General features: G+C 56.7%; 17 protein-coding genes. 12 read left to right on the top strand and 5 right to left on the bottom strand.

From position 1 onward, the window contains the following. The first annotated feature begins 2 nt into the window (after positions 1-2). The gene (locus tag AB4O41_RS08545; RefSeq protein ID WP_460147215.1) at positions 3-461 is read left to right on the top strand and encodes an REP-associated tyrosine transposase; all 459 of its coding nucleotides are present in this window, start codon (positions 3-5) and stop codon (positions 459-461) included. Between the two features lie 128 nt (positions 462-589). Here the strand turns inward: AB4O41_RS08545 and AB4O41_RS08540 are convergent, their stop codons facing one another. Beyond that, on the bottom strand, positions 590-1,195 hold the full coding sequence (locus AB4O41_RS08540; RefSeq protein ID WP_460147213.1) for a TetR/AcrR family transcriptional regulator: 606 nt from the start codon (positions 1,193-1,195) through the stop codon (positions 590-592). Positions 1,196-1,329: 134 nt separating this feature from the next. Here AB4O41_RS08540 and AB4O41_RS08535 point away from each other — a divergent pair, with 134 nt between their 5' ends. Then, a complete protein-coding gene (locus AB4O41_RS08535) occupies positions 1,330-2,244 on the top strand; it encodes a DUF808 domain-containing protein (protein WP_460147210.1) in 915 nt (304 codons plus the stop codon). 168 nt (positions 2,245-2,412) lie between these two features. Here the strand turns inward: AB4O41_RS08535 and AB4O41_RS08530 are convergent, their stop codons facing one another. Together AB4O41_RS08530 and AB4O41_RS08525 are read right to left on the bottom strand one after the other, a co-directional pair. Further along, on the bottom strand, positions 2,413-3,201 hold the full coding sequence (locus AB4O41_RS08530; RefSeq protein WP_367374771.1) for an MlaA family lipoprotein: 789 nt from the start codon (positions 3,199-3,201) through the stop codon (positions 2,413-2,415). Further along, positions 3,194-4,492 (bottom strand): serine/threonine protein kinase, encoded by a 1,299-nt coding sequence (locus AB4O41_RS08525; protein ID WP_460147208.1) that lies wholly within the window; start codon positions 4,490-4,492, stop codon positions 3,194-3,196. The genes AB4O41_RS08530 and AB4O41_RS08525 overlap by 8 nt, the downstream gene beginning before the upstream one ends. 223 nt (positions 4,493-4,715) lie before the next feature. Between AB4O41_RS08525 and AB4O41_RS08520 the strand changes: the two genes are divergently transcribed. From AB4O41_RS08520 to AB4O41_RS08510, 3 genes are all read left to right on the top strand, one after another. Beyond that, a complete protein-coding gene (locus AB4O41_RS08520; RefSeq protein ID WP_460147206.1) occupies positions 4,716-5,084 on the top strand; it encodes a hypothetical protein in 369 nt (122 codons plus the stop codon). A 107-nt stretch (positions 5,085-5,191) separates the two neighbouring features. Next, entirely contained in the window at positions 5,192-7,225 is a 2,034-nt protein-coding gene (locus tag AB4O41_RS08515; RefSeq protein ID WP_460147204.1) for an RHS repeat domain-containing protein, read from the top strand. After that, positions 7,170-7,898 carry a hypothetical protein gene (locus tag AB4O41_RS08510; RefSeq protein ID WP_460147202.1) on the top strand — a complete coding sequence of 243 codons (729 nt, stop codon included), beginning with the start codon at positions 7,170-7,172 and terminating at the stop codon, positions 7,896-7,898. The genes AB4O41_RS08515 and AB4O41_RS08510 overlap by 56 nt, the downstream gene beginning before the upstream one ends. A gap of 109 nt (positions 7,899-8,007) precedes the next feature. Here the strand turns inward: AB4O41_RS08510 and AB4O41_RS08505 are convergent, their stop codons facing one another. Beyond that, positions 8,008-9,603, bottom strand: a complete 1,596-nt coding sequence (locus tag AB4O41_RS08505) for a glycoside hydrolase family 17 protein (protein WP_460147200.1) — start codon at positions 9,601-9,603, stop codon at positions 8,008-8,010. Positions 9,604-9,889: 286 nt separating this feature from the next. Here AB4O41_RS08505 and AB4O41_RS08500 point away from each other — a divergent pair, with 286 nt between their 5' ends. The 3 genes from AB4O41_RS08500 to AB4O41_RS08490 all read left to right on the top strand — a co-directional run bounded on the left by AB4O41_RS08500 (position 9,890) and on the right by AB4O41_RS08490 (position 12,958). Beyond that, positions 9,890-10,741 carry a glycine betaine ABC transporter substrate-binding protein gene (locus tag AB4O41_RS08500; protein ID WP_460147199.1) on the top strand — a complete coding sequence of 284 codons (852 nt, stop codon included), beginning with the start codon at positions 9,890-9,892 and terminating at the stop codon, positions 10,739-10,741. 250 nt (positions 10,742-10,991) lie between these two features. Further along, positions 10,992-11,303, top strand: a complete 312-nt coding sequence (locus AB4O41_RS08495; protein WP_367374776.1) for a DUF485 domain-containing protein — start codon at positions 10,992-10,994, stop codon at positions 11,301-11,303. Then, positions 11,300-12,958, top strand: coding sequence for a cation acetate symporter (locus AB4O41_RS08490; RefSeq protein WP_460147197.1), 1,659 nt, complete (start codon positions 11,300-11,302; stop codon positions 12,956-12,958). The genes AB4O41_RS08495 and AB4O41_RS08490 overlap by 4 nt, the downstream gene beginning before the upstream one ends. Positions 12,959-14,048: 1,090 nt before the next feature. Here the strand turns inward: AB4O41_RS08490 and gltA are convergent. Beyond that, a complete protein-coding gene (gltA, locus tag AB4O41_RS08485) occupies positions 14,049-15,338 on the bottom strand; it encodes a citrate synthase (protein ID WP_007898998.1) in 1,290 nt (429 codons plus the stop codon). Positions 15,339-15,701: 363 nt separating this feature from the next. On the opposite strand from gltA, the gene sdhC reads away from it, so the two are divergent. The 4 genes from sdhC to AB4O41_RS08465 are packed head-to-tail and all read left to right on the top strand — an operon-like array spanning position 15,702 to position 18,930. After that, complete coding sequence (gene sdhC / locus AB4O41_RS08480; RefSeq protein ID WP_015096190.1) at positions 15,702-16,076, top strand: succinate dehydrogenase, cytochrome b556 subunit; 375 nt, start codon at positions 15,702-15,704, stop codon at positions 16,074-16,076. Continuing rightward, the gene (sdhD, locus tag AB4O41_RS08475; RefSeq protein WP_045057756.1) at positions 16,070-16,438 is read left to right on the top strand and encodes a succinate dehydrogenase, hydrophobic membrane anchor protein; all 369 of its coding nucleotides are present in this window, start codon (positions 16,070-16,072) and stop codon (positions 16,436-16,438) included. Before sdhC ends, sdhD begins: the two co-directional genes overlap by 7 nt. A gap of 3 nt (positions 16,439-16,441) precedes the next feature. Further along, the gene (gene sdhA / locus AB4O41_RS08470; protein WP_367374778.1) at positions 16,442-18,214 is read left to right on the top strand and encodes a succinate dehydrogenase flavoprotein subunit; all 1,773 of its coding nucleotides are present in this window, start codon (positions 16,442-16,444) and stop codon (positions 18,212-18,214) included. 11 nt (positions 18,215-18,225) lie between these two features. Continuing rightward, positions 18,226-18,930, top strand: a complete 705-nt coding sequence (locus AB4O41_RS08465; protein ID WP_007898989.1) for a succinate dehydrogenase iron-sulfur subunit — start codon at positions 18,226-18,228, stop codon at positions 18,928-18,930. The last annotated feature ends 241 nt before the right edge of the window (positions 18,931-19,171 follow it).

Below are 19,171 nucleotides of genomic sequence, written 5' to 3'. Positions count from 1 at the left end.
GATTGCCTGATCTTCCTGCTTCACATCGCCTGCGCACGGGGCGCTATGCCGAACCCAATCGAATCTACTTACTGACTACCAATACACTTGATCGCGAGCCGGTTTTTGCGGATTTCGCATTGGGCAGATTGGTTGTTCATCAATTTCGCCATGCACAAGACACAGGGTTAGTGAACTCACTGGCGTGGGTCGTCATGCCTGATCAATTTCATTGGCTTGTCGAGTTGGAGAACTGTTCGCTCAGTAATCTGATGCGTCAGACCAAGTCACTGATTACGCGGGAGGTGAATCTTTCCAGTAACAGGAATGGACCACTTTGGCAGCAGGGCTATCACGACCGGGCATTGAGGCGAGAAGAAGACTTGGTGAAGATGGCACGGTATGTAGTGGCCAATCCATTGCGGGCAGGTCTTGTAGAGCGGCTTGGCGACTATCCGTTGTGGGATGCTATCTGGCTTTAAGACTTCAGATCGAGTCGCCTTCATCGCGGGCAAGCCCGCTCCCACAAGGATTGAGGGTGTTCACATCTTTTGTGTACAACACCGAACCTGTGGGAGCGGGTTGCTCGCGAAGGTCGCACCACGGTCTATCAGTCCAACTCACACCCCTTAAGCACCAACCGGATAATCGTCTGCGCCGCCGCTTCATAATCGGCCTCGTCCAGCTTGGCCTTGCCGGTAACCGCAGAGATCTGCCAGTCGAAGTCGGCGTAGGTCTGGGTCGCGGCCCAGATGCTGAACATCAGGTGGTTGGGGTCGATCGGGGCGATCTGGCCACGGTCGATCCAGGTCTGGATGCAGTCGATGTTGTGTCTGGCCTGGCCGTTGAGCTGCTCGACCAGGTCGGGGCTCAGGTGCGGGGCGCCGTGCATGATTTCGCTGGCGAACACTTTGGAAGCGAAGGGCAGGTCACGGGAGATGCGGATTTTCGAGCGAATGTAGCCGCTCAGCACTTCGCTGGGCACGCCGTCAGCGTTGAACGGCGTCGAGGCCTGCAGAATTGGCTCGATAATGCTTTCCAAGACCTCGCGGTAGAGGTTTTCCTTGGATTTGAAGTAGTAGTAGACGTTGGGCTTGGGCAGCCCTGCCTTGGCCGCGATGTCACTGGTTTTGGTCGCAGCGAAGCCCTTGTCGGCAAATTCTTCACTGGCGGCACGCAGGATCAGTGCTTTGTTGCGCTCGCGGATGGTGCTCATAAACCAAGGAGTTCCTTGCCTGTTCTGGCGGTTGCGCATGGTAGCACCGGCCTCGCGCGGCGCTCAAGAATGCCCCGTGTAGCCTCGGGTCGCGCTATGCTGCGCACCATTCATTCAAGAAGGAAACCTGATTCATGGCAGGAAGCAGTTTGCTGGTGCTGATCGACGACATCGCCACCGTACTGGACGATGTGGCGTTGATGACCAAAATGGCCGCGAAGAAGACCGCCGGCGTGCTTGGCGACGATTTGGCGCTCAACGCCCAGCAGGTTTCCGGCGTGCGTGCCGAGCGAGAAATCCCGGTGGTGTGGGCGGTGGCCAAGGGCTCGTTCCTCAACAAACTGATTCTGGTGCCGTCGGCCTTGGCCATCAGCGCGTTCATTCCGTGGCTGGTCACGCCGTTGTTGATGGTCGGTGGCGCTTACCTGTGCTTCGAAGGTTTCGAGAAACTCGCCCACAAATTCCTGCATAGCAAAGCTGAAGATCAGGCCGAACACGCAGAACTGGTCGAGGCTGTAGCCAACCCGGCGGTCGATCTGGTGGCATTTGAGAAGGACAAGATCAAAGGTGCCATTCGTACCGATTTCATCCTCTCGGCGGAAATCATCGCCATCACCCTGGGCACCGTGGCTGCCGCTTCGCTGACCCAGCAAGTGATCGTGCTCTCGGGCATCGCCATCGTCATGACCATTGGTGTCTACGGCCTGGTGGCCGGCATCGTCAAGCTCGACGACCTCGGCCTGTGGCTGACTCAGAAGCCTGGGCAAATGGCCAAAAGCATCGGCGGCGGGATTCTGCGTGCAGCGCCGTACATGATGAAAAGCCTGTCGGTGATCGGCACCGCGGCGATGTTCTTGGTCGGCGGCGGGATTCTGACCCACGGCGTGCCGGTGGTTCATCACTGGATCGAGGGTGTCAGCGCGGGTGCCGGTGGGGCCGGGTTTATCGTACCGACGTTGCTGAATGCGGTGGCGGGGATTGTGGCGGGTGCGGCGGTGTTGATTGGGGTGATGGCTGTCAGCAAGGTCTGGAAAACGGTAAAGGGCTGAACCTGTGGGAGCGAGCCTGCTCGCGATAGCGGTCTGGCAGTCAACATTGATGGTGAATGTTATGACCTCATCGCGAGCAGGCTCGCTCCCACAGTGGATTGTGGTGTGGCAAGAATATAAAAAGGCCATTCGACGCAAATCGAATGGCCTTTTTTGTCGCCGTCGGAATTACTCGGCGACCTGCAGCTTGCGTGACTCGGTGTACACGTAGCGCACTTTTTCATACTCGAATGGGGTGTTCAGCTGGCCGTAGCGGAAGCTGTTCTGATAGCGCTTGTCGATGATACGCAGCGCCAGGACTTCCGGATGGTTGGAGCTGACTTCGGCAACGTTCAGGAAGTTGATCGCCGATTCGCCGGTGTAATCCACCACCAGGCCTGCGGTGTCACGCAGGTTCGACGGGCCGAGGATCGGCAGCACGAAGTAGGCGCCGCCCGGTACGCCGTAGAAGCCCAGGGTCTGACCGAAGTCTTCGCTCTGGCGCGGCAGCCCCATGGCGGTGGCCGGGTCCCACAGGCCGGCGACACCGATGGTGGTGTTGAGCAGCAGGCGCGCGGTGGTTTCCATCGAACGCTGCCCCTTGAATTGCAGCAGGCTGTTCACCAGGTTCGGTACATCGCCGACGTTGTTGAAGAAGTTGCTGACACCGGTGCGCAGGAAGCTTGGGGTGATGTAGCGATAGCCGTTGACCACGGGCAGGAACACCCATTGGTCGAAACGGTAGTTGAAGTGGTAGACGCGGCGGTTCCACTCTTCCAGCGGATCGTAGACGTTCAACGCGTTGAGCGTCGAGCGTTCGAACTCGCGCTGATCCAGCCCCGGGTTGAATTTGAGTTTGCTCAGTGGTTCCTTGAAGCCGTCACTATCGACCACCACAGGTGCATTGGCTTTGCTGTTGTCGGCGTTGGCGACGCCTGCACAGAGTAACGCTGCGATCAGCAGGGGGTATTTAGCCACGGAAAAACTCCAGCATGGCGTCGCTGTTGACGCGATAGTTGAGGTTGCCGCAATGGCCGCCCAATGGATAAACAGTCAAACGGTCGCCAAAGGTCCGGCGCAGGAATCCCAGGTCGCCAGGGCCGAGGATTACGTCGTCGGCGTTGTGCATGACGGCGATTTTCGGGCTGTCGTGCAGGTAGTCCTTGAGCGCATACAAGCTGACCTGATCGATCAGTTGCAGCAGGCTGCCGCCGTCGGTGCGGGCGCGCCACATCGGAATGACCTGTTCGGTCAGGTAGCAGTCGAAGTCGCATTGCAGCGCACGTTTGAGGAACGGCGTGAGGGTGGTGCCTTCGGTGATCGGGTATTTCGGTGGCGTGATCAGGCCGCGGCGGTTGATCAGGTCCGAGGTGAAGGCGATGTCGGCCGCCGAGAAGCGAAACGAGGTGCCGATCAGCATCGCCATCTGCTCGTTGCTCAAGTGCTGTTTGGACTGCTGGAAGTCGTAGAGCAGCGCATCGTTGAGGTCGATGTAGCCCTTCTGCTGGAAGTAACGGGTCAGTTTGTCCAGCACCAACTCATAGAAAGTGGTGGAGTTGTTGATGCCTTTCACCTCTGTCTGTACCAGCTTGTCCAGGTTGGTGACTGAGGTATAGAGATTGACGGGTGGGTTGAGCAACAAGACTTTCTTGAAATTGAAGCTGCGACGGGTTTCATCCAGGTGCGCCACAAAGGCCGCATCCAGAGCGCCGAGGCTGTAACCGGTCAGGTAATAGTCGGTGACCGGCAGTTTCGGGTTTTGCGCCCGCACGGCCTGCATCACCCGGTACATGTCTTCGGCATCTTCCTTGGTTACGCCAGGGGTGGCGAAACGCGAGGCGGCGGTCATGAAGTCGAAGCTGGTCGGCGACGATAGCTGCACCACGTGATAGCCGGCCTTGTAATAGAGCTTTTTCAGGTACTCGTTGAGGGTGCTGTCATAGCGTGCACCCGTGCCGGAGATCAGGAAGATCAACGGTGCCGCTTGATCTTGCGTGGCGATGCGGTAGGTGAGTTTCTTTACCGGCCAGAAGTTGTCTGGCAGGCTGAATTCCCGCTCCGGGCGCAATGTGACGCTGCGATCCTCCTGATTGATATCGTCGTCCAGCGGCAACTCCGGGCGCAACTCCGGCGGCGTCGTGGCGATAGTCGCCTCGAACGGGTTGGTCAGGGGGTAGCCGTAACTGGCGGCATCAATGTCTGCCGCCAGTGCGGACGCACTTAAAAACAAGCCGCCAAACAGGGCGGCGAAGCGCAAGGAACGGAGCATGACTAGATCCCTTAGAGGAAGGTGCCGAATGAAGTTCGCAGGCTATGACCACAGCATTTGCGCCAAAGTGCCATGATCGGCACCAAACAGGCCTGATTTCGGAGCAACGGTAGCAGGACGATACACTTTGCAGCTATTTCATGAACAGTTATCTGTTGATGTCACTTGCTTACCGCGGGCGGGGGATTAAGCTGGCCGCCGATTTCGTTTATTGGAGTGTTGCATGTCCCGCCGTCTGCCCGTGATCCTGTTGCTCGTTCTTCTGCCGTTGTGGCTGGCCGCCAGTTATGGCGCGCGTTATGGCTTCATGGAGGATGCTCAGTGGGTCGGCATTTGCGTTGACGAGGCCAGTCGCTGGGAATGCCAGATTCGGTCGAACCTGGGCTTGATGATTCATTTCAAGGTGCTGGGCTGGTCGGCAGTGGCCGCTGCGGTGATCGGTTTTGTGTTGCCGGGGCGAGCAGGGTGGTGGCTGGCGGTGCTGGCGCTGGTGTTCGGGTTTCCGGCGCTGGCGTTGTACACCACCACGTTGGCGGTATTTGCGGTGGTGATTGCTGCTTTGCGTCTGGTGAGAAAGACTACTGCCCGTTAAATTTTCTTGCATGACCTGTTAATTCTGACAGTTGACGCTTTCCAAGGCACAGATCTAAATAGTCGAGCCGATGTTGTATGGCGTAGATCCTGTCAGGAGAAGCTAACATGCACGCTCGTACGCCCACATTGATGGTGAATGACCCACGTGCACTTACCATACGCACAGTGGCCTATCACCGAAAGGCTATCCAGGACCCTCTCGATAGCCGTGTCACTCATCAGGCATATGATAGCGCTGGGCGTGCAACTGACCTTTTTGATCCTCGTCTGTTCGAACTTTCTGGAACAGAACCCGATATTTCGGCAAACCTCAGAACGGTATTCAACCTTTCGGGTGAGGAGTTACTTACCGATAGCGTTGATGCAGGTTATCGCTTGCATTTGCTAGGCCCTGCCGGCCAGAAATGTGATAGTTGGGACAGTAAGCTCATGCGTACCCACGTTAATTACGATGGTCTCATTCGTCCGATCAAGGAATCTGTATATCTGTACGGTGAAGACGAAAGGGTCAATGCCTATTTTTCTTATGGCGGCAACGGGACGCCGTTTGTCGATCGAAATCAATGCGGACAATTGATCCGTCAAGATGATAGCGCTGGGACCATGACGTTCAAGTTGTATTCACTGACGAGTAAGTTACTTGAGTGTACTCGGCACTTTCTCGATAGTGAGGATGAACCGGATTGGCCCTATCAAGAGGCTGATCGCGATCTTCTTCATGAGGATGGAGTTGGTGCCACTACTTGTTATCGTTACAGCGCTAAATCCCAGTTGCTCTGTCAGATCGATGCTGAGGCTAACGCCCAAATTTTTAATTACACGGTTGACGGGCAGGTTGCCGGAGTAAAAGTGAGGATAGGTGTAGATGGGCTAGAAGAAGACCTGCTGACCGAAATTCGTTATAACGCTTTCGATAAAGTTGAGCAGCAAACCTTCTCCAATGGGCTCGTTTGCTCTGCTCTTCATTCTCCTGCCGATGGCAGATTGGAAGAGTTGAAGGCGCAGCTCTCGGGGAAGCCACTTCTGCAGCATTTGATCTACTGCTATGACCCCATCGGCAATATTTTGTCGATTGAAGACAAGGCGCTGTCCATTCGCTATTTTCGCAACCAGAAAATAGAGCCGATCAGAACTTTCCGGTACGACACTCTTTATCAGTTGATTCGCGCCACAGGTTGGCAGGTGGTCGGTGGCAGAGTCGGACCGTATTTACCAGAGTTCCAATCGCCAGCGGATCCATGTCAATTGGAAAACTATACTGAGACCTTTGACTACGATTGTAGTGGGAATCTCATCAAGCAGGTTCATTGCGCTGCGCTTGGAAACCGTACCCAGCTCATGAAAGTGTCGAAATACAGTAATCGTGCCCTCGTGCAAAAAAGCAGCGGAGAGTTGCCTACAGAGGCTGAAATTGCTGCGGGGTATGACCCGAACGGTAATAAACGGCTACTGCTACCCGGACAGGACCTGTATTGGGACGTGCGTAATCAACTGCGGCGAGTCGAGCAGATAGTTCGTCCTGATTTACCGAGCGATGCCGAGAACTACATTTATGATCATGCTGGACAGAGGCAGCGGAAAATTCGCACGACCTTGGTCGGTCGTTTGATCCGTAGTCATGAGGTTCGCTATTTACAGGGGCTGGAAATTCGGACTGATAATGAAAAAATACTACATGTTATTAATGTTCAGGCAGAACTGTGCAATGTTCGTGTTCTGCACGGCATAGGTCGACCGCAAGGCACAAGCACTATCAATTACCGCTATGCGTTGACCGACCAAGTAGGCTCATGCAGCTTGGAGCTTGATGAGGCGGGGACGCTTATAAACGAAGAGGTCTTTTATTCTTACGGCTGCACGGCGTGGTGGGCGGGAAGCGATAAGGTAAAGGCGAATGACAAGACTATGCGCTATTCAGGCAAGGAGCTGGATTCGACCGGATTGTATTATTACGGTTTGAGGTATTACGTACCGTGGTGGCATCGATGGCTGAGTCCGGATCCCGCGGGTGTGGTAGATGGTTTGAATTTATATTGTATGGCTCGTAATAATCCTGTCACCTTCTTTGATGAGGTGGGACTTAATGTCACTAATGTTAATGGAGGGGGGCGACTATGCCGATCTGGTATCTTCCTTTAACAGCGGGGACATTTTGTTTGGATTGCGTGATCCTCGAGATCTTGCGTTGCAAGCCTTGGATAAAGTGGGGTTCAAAGAGTTTTCAAGGTTGCCGCTTTGGAAGGGAGGTATCCCCAGGTTGTTATGGGAGAAGAAGCGGAACGTGTTAAAGCAGAATGATTTGACTGATGCAGCATTTGGCCCGACCGTAACGGCAGGAATATACAATACTGATGAGCAAATAAAATCGGAATTGGCGGATCCTGCGCGTGGAATTGCCTACAAGAAATTTGCAATGACTAACAGGTATTTTCAAAAGGATGAGAAAGGGACGGGGAATTTCTTCCAGATTAACGTTCCGATGTGGCGTCGCTCGAGTAAGGCGGGGTTGGAGTTTCAAATTTTCGAGCGAAACAAGAAGGTCCTTTTCGCTATTGATAATCTGATGGGAACGCTGGACGACATTGTTTCGAAAAAGCCGGATGCTGGCACCAGTGTTACTGCTTCTGAAATCAGGTACGTCTACAGACGCAAAGAGACGCCTGAAGTTAAAAACAATGTGAAGTTTTTTGTGGCGAATCGAGAAGTGCCGCAGTCCGAGTTTTTTAATCTGCCAGCCTGGAAGAATTACCGTCCCCAAAAAACGTACAGCCAGGTAACTGTGCCGCGTCGTTCACAAGTAAGCAGACATTAATCGGGGTGGTATCGAGTCCAGTAGTACGATCGCGCGGTTCCTGCTCTCCGGCCAATATAATGAGCGCAGAGCAGGATTTGTGCGAATGCGCCGATAGGCGCCTAGCAGATCAGCCCTTGCGAACCCGCAAGCTGCGCCACAACGCCGCCACCATCAACACACTCACCAGCGCCCAACCCCAGGCCTGCTGGTTCTGCAGACCTTCTTGATACAACTGCGGCGCAATTCCGGCGCCGATGATGAAGGTCAGCAGGGCGATTTCCCGACGCGGCGCACTGACCGGGCGGCACAGGTACACCAGCGCCGGCAGGATGAACGCGACACTCGGGAAGCTGCGATAACGCGGGTCGAACACCAGTTCCAGCATCATCACCGCCGCAGCAAAACCTGCCGCTGCCAGCCACCAGCCGGCGCGGCGCTCCAGTGCATTGAAGGCGCGTTCACGCCAACCGGTACGAGCGCTCAAGGTCAGCGCGGCATGTGCCAGCACCAACAGATTCAACCCCGTCAGCAAGGCGACCCATAGCCATTCACTGGCAAACCGGGTGGTGACACGGGCCAGATCGCCCCAGGCGCCAATCGAACCGGCTGCCAACGCGCCGAGCAATGGCAGCACCAACGCCGCGCGGGTGCTGCGAACGCGACCGCCGAGGATCAGCGTGCCGATGAAGATCAAGCCACCCACTACCAGCCATTGCGACCAGTACGGCACGTTCGAGACCGGCCCAGCGAGCACGCCCTTATCCTGGCGATCGGCGTCGAACAGTCCCCAGTAACCCCCGACCGCACCTTCGCTGGCGCGTTTCCAGGGCTGGTCGAACGCTTCGATCAGGTTGTAATGCCAGCCTTGTTGCTCGGCCATGATCACAAAGCTGCGAATGAACTTGGCTTCATTGACCCTGCTCGGCAGGGCGGTTTCGCGCTGACGGCCTTCGCTCGGCCAGCCGGTTTCGCCAATCATCACGTCTTTGGGCGCAAATTTGTTGCCGAACACCTGACGCACGTCGGCTACATGTTGCAGTGCTGCGTCGATGTTCGATGGATCGTCTTCCCAGTACGGCAGCAGATGGATGGTCAGGAAGTCTACTGCCGGGGCGATTTCCGGATGCTTGAGCCAGAATTCCCAGACGTCGGCGTAAGTCACCGGTTGTTTGACCTGGCTTTTGACTTTGTTAATCAGCGTCGCCAACTGTGCGCCGGTGACTTCCTTGCGCAGCAGGGTTTCGTTACCTACGATCACTGAGGTCACGACATCGGCGTTGGCATTGGCCGAGGCGATCAGCAGGTCGATCTCCTTGGCGGTGTCCACTGGGTTGCTGTTGACCCAGGCGCCGATCATCAGCTTCAAGCCGTGCTTGCGCGCCAGATCGGGCAAGGCCTCGAGGCCAGTCATGGAATAAGTGCGGATGCATTCGAAACGGGTTGCCAGCAGTGCGAGGTCGGCGTCCATGCGCTCGGGGCGCAGTTTGAATGGCACATCGAACGGCGATTGGTCTTTGTCGAACGGAGTGTAGGAGGCGCATTGCAGCTTGTGTGTTGCGCTGGCCACGTCCGGCAGGATCACCGGTTTGCCGAGGCCGTACCAGAAGCCACCGAGGGCAAAAAGCCCCAGCAGGCAGGCAAATAAATAAGCAAAAAAAGGAAAGCGGGATGTCGCGGGCATGGTCAGGCCGTCTGGGAACAAAGCCGCGCATGTTACCTGCATTTGTCTCGCGCTTGGTGGCCTGCATAATTTTGTCATGCAAAGTTCGGGCGGGGTGGCGGATGGATTTGCGGCGGTTGCAATTAATGGCCTTCTGATGTCGTTTCTCGGTGCCTTGAGGTCGCTGGCAGAGCAGGTCGTCATGGGCGTCAGGTTGATCATCCAATCGTCAGTACTCCGCTGATGTTTGAACGAGTTTGCAGTGAGGCGTGATGGGGGCGCTGTGCACCATAACAATACGTTGAGCGGCTCGGCATCCGTCGGGCGCAGCACTTTCGGGGAAGTAACGATGAAGATGCGACGACTCTTGGGCGCAGGTGCCGCTTTGGTGCTGGCGATCAGTTCTACGATGGCCAGCGCTGAAGGCAAGGCAGTGACGATCGGTTATGTAGACGGCTGGTCGGACAGCGTCGCCACGACCAACGTGGCCGCAGAAGTGATCCGGCAGAAGCTCGGTTATGACGTGAAACTGCAAGCGGTTGCCACCGGGATCATGTGGCAGGGTGTGGCCACGGGCAAGCTCGACGCCATGCTGTCGGCGTGGCTGCCCGTGACCCACGGTGAATACTGGACCAAGAACAAGGATCAGGTCGTCGATTACGGCCCGAACTTCAAGGATGCAAAAATCGGCCTGATCGTGCCGGAGTACGTCAAGGCCAAGTCTATTGCCGATCTGAAAACCGACGACAGTTTCAAGGGTCGTATCGTCGGTATCGACGCCGGTTCAGGCGTGATGCTCAAGACCGATCAGGCCATCAAGGATTATGGTCTGGACAACTACACCCTCAAGGCCAGTTCTGGCGCCGGCATGATTGCCGAGCTGACCCGTGCCGAGAAGAAAAACGAATCCATTGCCGTCACCGGTTGGGTGCCGCACTGGATGTTCGCCAAGTGGAAACTGCGCTTCCTGGACGACCCGAAAGGCGTTTATGGCGCGGCTGAAACCGTGAACAGCATCGGTAGCAAAGAGCTGGCAACTAAAGCGCCGGAAGTTGCGAAGTTCCTGAAGAACTTCCAGTGGGCGTCGAAAGACGAAATCGGCGAAGTCATGTTGGCGATCCAGGATGGCGCCAAACCTGAAGCGGCAGCGAAGGATTGGGTGGCTAAACACCCGGATCGCGTTGCAGACTGGACCAAATGATTTGACCTGAAGCGTCTAGTCAGCACCTCTAAAGGCCCCTTGGCATGAATGCCAAGGGGCCTTTTGCTTTTCTGTAGGAGCACGGCTTGCCGGCGAAGGCGCCCTCACGATCGCTATCGCCGGCAAGCCGTGCTCCTACAGAGAGGGAAACCGTCATGTCGTTCTAATACTAAGGTCGTCTGGAACCTGTCCGGCAGCCGCATAGAGTGGATACCGTTCCAACTAAATCTGTGCTGCGAGGATAAAAACAATGAACGACAGCATTTACCTCTCGATTCAAAACAGCTCGCGCTTCAAAGAGCTGGTCAGCAAGAGAGAACGATTCGCCTGGATTCTTTCAGCGATCATGCTTGGGCTGTACTCCGGATTCATCCTTTTGATTGCTTACGGGCCGCATATTCTGGGCGCGAAAATCAGCCCCGAGTCTTCGATTACCTGGGGCATTCCGATCGGTGTCGGGCTGATCGTTTCGGCCTTTGTCCTGACGGGCATCTACGTGCGACGCGCCAACGGCGAATTCGACGACTTGAACAATGCGATTCTCAAGGAGGCTCAGCAATGATCCGGCGTCTTATGGCTCTATTGAGCATCGCAGCTTTTGCACCTGGCGCCTGGGCGGCTGAAGCCCTGACGGGTGCGGTACAGAAGCAACCGCTCAATGTTTCCGCGATCCTGATGTTCGTGGCATTCGTGGGTGCAACCTTGTGCATCACTTATTGGGCATCCAAGCGTAACAACTCGGCGGCCGACTACTATGCGGCGGGCGGCAAGATCACTGGTTTCCAGAACGGCTTGGCGATTGCCGGTGACTACATGTCTGCGGCGTCCTTCCTGGGTATTTCAGCCCTGGTGTTCACCTCTGGCTACGATGGCTTGATCTACTCGATTGGTTTCCTGGTGGGTTGGCCGATCATATTGTTCCTGATCGCCGAGCGCCTGCGTAACCTGGGCAAGTACACCTTTGCCGACGTGGCGTCCTATCGCCTGGGGCAGACCCAGATCCGTTCGCTGTCGGCGTGCGGTTCGCTGGTGGTGGTGGCGTTCTACCTGATCGCGCAAATGGTGGGTGCCGGCAAGCTGATTCAGCTGCTGTTCGGTCTCGACTATCACATTGCGGTGATTCTGGTCGGTATCCTGATGTGCATGTACGTGCTCTTCGGCGGCATGCTGGCGACCACTTGGGTGCAGATCATCAAGGCGGTGCTGTTGCTGTCCGGTGCCTCGTTCATGGCGCTGATGGTGATGAAGCACGTCAACTTCGATTTCAATGCGCTGTTCTCCGAGGCGATCAAGGTTCACCCTAAAGGTGAAGCGATCATGAGCCCTGGTGGCCTGGTGAAAGATCCGGTCTCCGCGTTTTCCCTTGGCCTGGCATTGATGTTCGGTACCGCTGGCCTGCCGCACATTCTGATGCGCTTCTTCACCGTGAGTGACGCTAAAGAAGCACGTAAAAGCGTGCTGTATGCAACCGGCTTCATTGGCTACTTCTACATCCTGACCTTCATCATTGGCTTCGGCGCGATCCTGCTGGTCAGCACCAACCCGGTTTTCAAGGACGCGGCTGGCGCGCTGTTGGGCGGCAACAACATGGCAGCGGTGCATTTGGCCAACGCGGTGGGTGGCAGTATGTTCCTTGGCTTCATCTCGGCGGTGGCGTTCGCAACCATCCTGGCGGTGGTGGCTGGTCTGACCCTGGCCGGTGCTTCGGCGGTGTCCCATGACCTGTATGCCAGCGTGATCAAGAAGGGCAAGGCCAACGAGAAGGATGAGATCCGGGTCTCGAAAATCACCACCATCGCTCTGGCGGTGCTGGCGATCGGCCTGGGCATTCTGTTCGAGAAGCAGAACATCGCGTTCATGGTGGGCCTGGCGTTCTCCATCGCGGCGAGCTGCAACTTCCCGGTGCTGCTGCTTTCGATGTACTGGAAGAAGCTGACGACTCGCGGTGCGATGATCGGCGGCTGGCTGGGTCTGGTCAGTGCTGTTGGCTTGATGGTGTTGGGGCCAACCATCTGGGTGCAGATCCTGGGTCACGAGAAGGCGATCTTCCCGTATGAATACCCGGCGCTGTTCTCCATGGCCATTGCGTTTGTCGGGATCTGGTTCTTCTCGGTCACTGACAAGTCGGCCGAGGGTGTGAATGAACGTGCGCTGTTCTTCCCGCAGTTTGTTCGTTCGCAGACTGGGTTGGGGGCGAGTGGGGCGGTTTCGCACTAAGGCTTCTATATATAAGCCACGTTAAAACGAATGCCCCGGTCGAGAGATCGGGGCATTTTTTATTGGGCGGTTATCGCCCCTTGTAGGAGCGAGGCTTGCCCGCGAAGGCGGCCTGATAGCCGACCGGGATTTTTGGATGGTGTACATATCCGTTTCTGCGGTTATGGCCGCCTATGGTTTCGCTTTTACAGCGAGTCACTTTCGAAAAGCGCGAAAGTAACCAAAGCGCTTTTGCCCCGCCATTCGGTGCCTCGCCTAGGCTCGGCATGCCATAACGAAGGCATTGCTCCGGGGGCCCGCCGCCATCGGCCATCCATGGCCGGGGGCGGCTACCGCGGCATCCTTGCCGCGGTACCCCCTGCGCAACGCCTGCGTTCGGCCTCTGGGAAAGGGGCGGCAGATCAAGATCAAAAGCTGAAGCAACGGCAACGGCAAGATCAACAGCTTCGCGAGCAGGCTCGCTCCCACAGTTGGGCTGGGTACATCCCGGGAAGATGGGGCGGCTGACAGGTCGCCATCGCAGGCAAGCCAGCTCCCACAGTTGGAGTGGGTACATCCGGGGAAGACTGGCCGGCTGACAGGCCGCCATCGCAGCGATGCGGCGCCCCGACAAGCCAGCTCCCACAAAAAATCAGAGCGCATCCGCTCTGCTGTTCACCACTCAACAGGCCGAGCGTTAGCTCGCCTGCAGCTTTTGATCTTGACGCACCGCCCCCTCGAGAGGCCGAGAGGAGGTTCTGCGTAGTGGGCAACCCGGCATGGATGCCGGGTTAGCCGCCCCCGGCCATGGATGGCCGATGGCGGCGGGCCCACGGAGCAGGACCGGAGCGAGGGCATGCCGAGCCTTAGCGAGGCACCGAACGAAAGGGGCAAAAAGCGCTTTGGTTACTTTCGCGCTTTTCGAAAGTGACCCGCTGTAAGAGCGGAACCGCCAGCCGGCGCAACCGAAGAAACGGATATGTACACAACCATAGAGCCCGGTCGGCCCTCAGGCCGCCGAGTAATTCAACGTCAGGCCCAAACAAAAACGGCCCCTATCTAAATAGAGGCCGTTCCCGGTACAGCTCAAGACATTATCGCAAGACAGGTCTTATTCGCGGTCTTCCAGCTTGGTGATGTCACGCGACTCGTAGCCGGTGTACAACTGGCGCGGGCGGCCGATCTTGTACGGGCTGGAGAGCATTTCTTTCCAGTGGGAGATCCAGCCGACAGTCCGCGCCAGGGCGAAGATCACGGTGAACATGCTGGTCGGAATGCCGATCGCCTTGAGGATGATCCCCGAGTAGAAGTCGACGTTCGGGTAAAGCGAGCGTTCGATGAAGTACGGATCGGTCAGGGCGATCTCTTCCAGGCGCATGGCCAGTTCGAGTTGCGGATCGTTGGTGATGCCCAGCTCTTTCAGTACTTCGTCGCAGGTTTGCTTCATGACGGTGGCGCGTGGGTCGCGGTTTTTGTAAACCCGGTGACCGAAGCCCATCAATTTGAACGGATCGTTCTTGTCCTTGGCCTTGGCGATGTACTTGTCGATGTTCGAAACATCGCCAATCTCGTCAAGCATCGTCAGAACGGCTTCGTTCGCACCGCCGTGGGCAGGGCCCCACAGTGCAGCGATACCGGCGGCGATACAGGCGAACGGGTTGGCACCCGACGAACCGGCCAGACGTACGGTAGAAGTCGATGCGTTTTGCTCGTGGTCGGCATGGAGGATGAAAATCCGGTCCATGGCCTTGGCGAGTACCGGGCTGATCGGTTTGATCTCGCACGGGGTGTTGAACATCATGTGCAGGAAGTTTTCCGCGTACGACAGGTCGTTGCGCGGGTACATCATGGGTTGGCCCATGGAGTACTTGTAAACCATTGCGGCCAGGGTCGGCATCTTGGCAACCAGACGGATCGCGGAGATTTCGCGATGCTGCGGGTTATTGATGTCGAGGGAGTCGTGGTAGAAGGCCGAGAGGGCGCCCACTACGCCGCACATGACGGCCATCGGGTGGGCGTCGCGACGGAAGCCGTTGAAGAAGGTCTTCAATTGCTCGTGAACCATGGTGTGGTTCTTCACGGTGCCTACGAACTGGGCCTTCTGTTCTGCGGTCGGCAATTCGCCGTTGAGCAGCAGATAGCAGGTTTCCAGATAGTCCGACTTTTCAGCCAGCTGTTCGATCGGGTAGCCGCGGTGCAGCAGAATGCCGTTGTCGCCGTCGATATAGGTGATCTTCGACTCGCAGGAGGCAGTCGACATGAAGCCAGGGTCAAAGGTGAAACGGCCCGTGGCCGTCAGGCCCCGAACGTCGATAACATCGGGACCAACGGTGCCGGTTAAAATGGGCAGCTCGACGGGGGCTGCGCCCTCGATGATCAACTGCGCTTTTTTGTCAGCCATGTGGCCTCCTATTTATGCTTGAAATCATCAGACAGACCCCCCACGCAGGGCCCGCACCACTATAGTGAGATAAATTCGAATGTCAATTTGCCTAAAGTCTTGCTCCAGAAGGCTTTAACCGGACTTTTTCCTCGAAATTGACTGCCATTTACGCCTTTTATCTCACTTGTGCAATCAGCTATTAGGGGAAGGTGAACGCGTTGTCATTAGTAGCCTAACTGTCTATACTCGGCCACCGACCGCCAGGGGCTTTTGGGCCTGCTTTATTGGGGGTCGCATCCCTGGGTGGTGGTTACCTGACCAGTGCACTCCCCAACAACTTTGCCCTGATTGTTAGGGGCTCTTCAGTGTGAAAAAAAAGCCGTGAAAAGCCAACGACCTGTAAACCTAGACCTAAGGACCATCAAACTCCCCATCACCGGCGTTACGTCGTTTCTTCACCGTGTTTCCGGCATCATCCTCTTCCTGGGCCTTGGCTTCATGCTTTATGCATTGGGCAAGTCTTTGGGTTCCGAGGAAGGTTTTGCCGAGGTGAAGGCATGCTTGACCAGCCCGCTGGCCAAGTTCGTAGCATGGGGCCTCCTGTCCGCTTTGCTGTATCACCTGGTAGCCGGTGTGCGCCATTTGATCATGGACATGGGCATCGGTGAGACGCTGGAAGGCGGCCGCCTGGGCTCGAAAATTATCATCGCCGTTTCCGTGGTGTTGATCGTTCTGGCAGGAGTTTGGATATGGTAACCAGCGTTACGAACCTTTCGCGTTCGGGCCTCTATGACTGGATGGCACAGCGTGTGTCTGCGGTTGTTCTCGCGGCTTATTTCATCTTCCTGATCGGATACCTCGCAGCGAATCCGGGCATTGGCTACGAGCAGTGGCATGGCCTGTTCGCCCACAACGGGATGCGTATCTTCAGTCTGCTGGCCCTTGTGGCCCTGGGCGCTCACGCCTGGGTCGGCATGTGGACCATCGCGACCGACTACCTGACGCCAATGGCATTGGGCAAGTCCGCGACTGCAGTACGTTTCCTTTTCCAGGCAGTATGCGGCGTTGCGATGTTCGCTTACTTCGTCTGGGGTGTGCAGATTCTCTGGGGTATCTGATCCATGGCTAACATTCCAACGATTTCTTTCGACGCCATCATTATTGGTGGTGGCGGTGCGGGCATGCGCGCAGCGCTGCAACTGGCACAGGGCGGTCACAAGACTGCCGTGATCACCAAGGTTTTCCCGACCCGTTCGCACACTGTATCCGCCCAGGGCGGCATCACCTGCGCAATCGCGTCTGCTGACCCGAACGATGACTGGCGCTGGCACATGTACGATACCGTCAAGGGTTCCGACTACATCGGTGACCAGGACGCTATCGAATACATGTGTCAGGAAGGTCCGGCTGCCGTTTACGAGCTGGACCACATGGGTATGCCATTCTCGCGTACCGAGCAAGGTCGTATCTACCAGCGTCCATTCGGCGGTCAGTCGAAGGATTACGGTAAAGGTGGCCAGGCTGCGCGTACTTGCGCTGCGTCCGACCGTACCGGTCACGCTCTGCTGCACACCCTTTATCAGGGCAACCTGAAAGCCGGTACCGTGTTCCTGAACGAGTACTACGCTGTCGATCTGGTGAAGAACGGCGAAGGCGAGTTCGTCGGCGTGATCGCCATCTGCATCGAAACCGGCGAAACCACCTACATCCGTGCCAAGGCCACCGTACTGGCTACCGGCGGTGCAGGTCGTATCTACGCTTCGACCACCAACGCCCTGATCAACACCGGTGACGGCGTTGGTATGGCGCTGCGTGCCGGCGTACCGGTACAAGACATCGAGATGTGGCAGTTCCACCCGACCGGCATCGCCGGCGCCGGTGTACTGGTTACAGAAGGTTGCCGTGGTGAAGGTGGTTACCTGATCAACAAGCACGGCGAGCGTTTCATGGAGCGTTATGCTCCGAACGCCAAAGACCTTGCCGGTCGTGACGTTGTTGCCCGTTCGATGGTTAAAGAAATCATTGCCGGTAACGGTTGCGGTCCGAATGGCGACCACGTAATGCTCAAACTCGACCACTTGGGCGAGGAAGTGCTGCATAGCCGTCTGCCAGGCATCTGCGAACTGTCCAAGACTTTCGCACACGTTGACCCGGTTGTTGCTCCGGTTCCGGTTGTTCCGACCTGCCACTATATGATGGGCGGCGTTCCGACCAACATTCACGGTCAGGCAATCACCCAGAACGACGAAGGCGTCGACGAAATCATCCCTGGCTTGTTCGCAGTGGGTGAAGTGGCGTGCGTATCGGTTCACGGCGCCAACCGTCTGGGCGGCAACTCGCTGCTCGACTTGGTGGTATTCGGCCGCGCTGCCGGCCTGCACCTGGAAAAAGCGCTGACCGACGGTATCGAATACGATGATGCCACCGACGCCGACATCAATGCGGCCCTGGCACGTTTGTCCGCTCTGAACGAGCGTACCGAAGGTGAAGACGTGGCAACCCTGCGTCGCGAACTGCAAAACTGCATGCAGAACTACTTCGGTGTGTTCCGTACCGGCGAATACATGCAGAAGGGTATTGCTCAGCTGGCTGATCTGCGTGGCCGTATCGCCAACGTCAAGATCAACGACAAGAGCCAGGCGTTCAACACCGCGCGTATCGAAGCGCTGGAACTGCAGAACCTGCTGGAAGTGGCCGAAGCCACTGCCATCGCTGCCGAAGTGCGCAAAGAGTCCCGCGGTGCTCACGCCCGTGAAGACTTTGAAGACCGTGACGACGAAAACTGGCTGTGCCACACCCTGTACTTCCCGGGTGACAAGCGCGTTACCAAGCGTGCTGTGAACTTCTCGCCGAAGACTGTTCCGACTTTTGAACCTAAGATTCGGACTTATTAAGGGTGGCCTCCATGTTGCAAGTCAGTGTTTATCGTTACAACCCTGATCAGGACGCTGCGCCGTTCATGCAGGAATTCCAGGTTGATACCGGTGGTAAAGACCTGATGGTGCTTGATGTGCTGGCGCTGATCAAAGAGCAGGACGAAGGTTTCTCCTATCGTCGCTCTTGCCGTGAAGGTGTTTGCGGTTCCGACGGCATGAACATCAACGGCAAAAACGGTCTGGCATGCATCACGCCGCTGTCTGCCGTCGTAAAACGTAACAAGCTGATCGTTCGTCCGTTGCCAGGTTTGCCGGTTATCCGTGACCTGGTCGTCGATATGAGCATCTTCTACAAGCAATACGAAAAGGTTAAGCCATACCTGCAGAACGACACGCCGGCTCCGGCCATCGAGCGTCTGCAGTCCCCTGAAGAGCGTGAAAAGCTCGACGGTCTGTACGAGTGCATCCTGTGCGCTTGCTGCTCGACTTCGTGCCCGTCCTTCTGGTGGAACCCGGACAAGTTCCTGGGGCCGGCTGCTCTGCTGCAAGCCTATCGCTTCCTGGCAGACAGCCGCGACAACAAGACATCCGAGCGTCTGGCTTCGCTGGATGACCCGTTCAGCGTATTCCGCTGCCGGGGCATCATGAACTGCGTCAACGTTTGTCCGAAAGGCCTGAACCCGACTAAGGCCATCGGTCACATTCGTAACATGCTGCTGCAAAGCGGCGTGTGATTCAGCTGCTGTACCCGTAGGACCGCAATACCCGTAGATGCTACGGCGCAGGCTTCAACCGGCGCCGTAGTTTTAACCTGAGCAGCAGCTTATAAGGCTGCGGCTCTTATTTTGAAGAAATGAGACAAGCAGGGGCATCCGGGCTGGTACCCGGACTATCAGCGTGATCCTAAGTGGCTTGTTTTAGTCGCTGCATTCGGACTTCTGCAAGTTTTCTCGGTGTCGACGCCGGTGGTGTTCC

The organism is Pseudomonas sp. S2_A02 (assembly GCF_054668495.1).
This window is presented reverse-complemented; position numbering and strand designations above follow the sequence as displayed.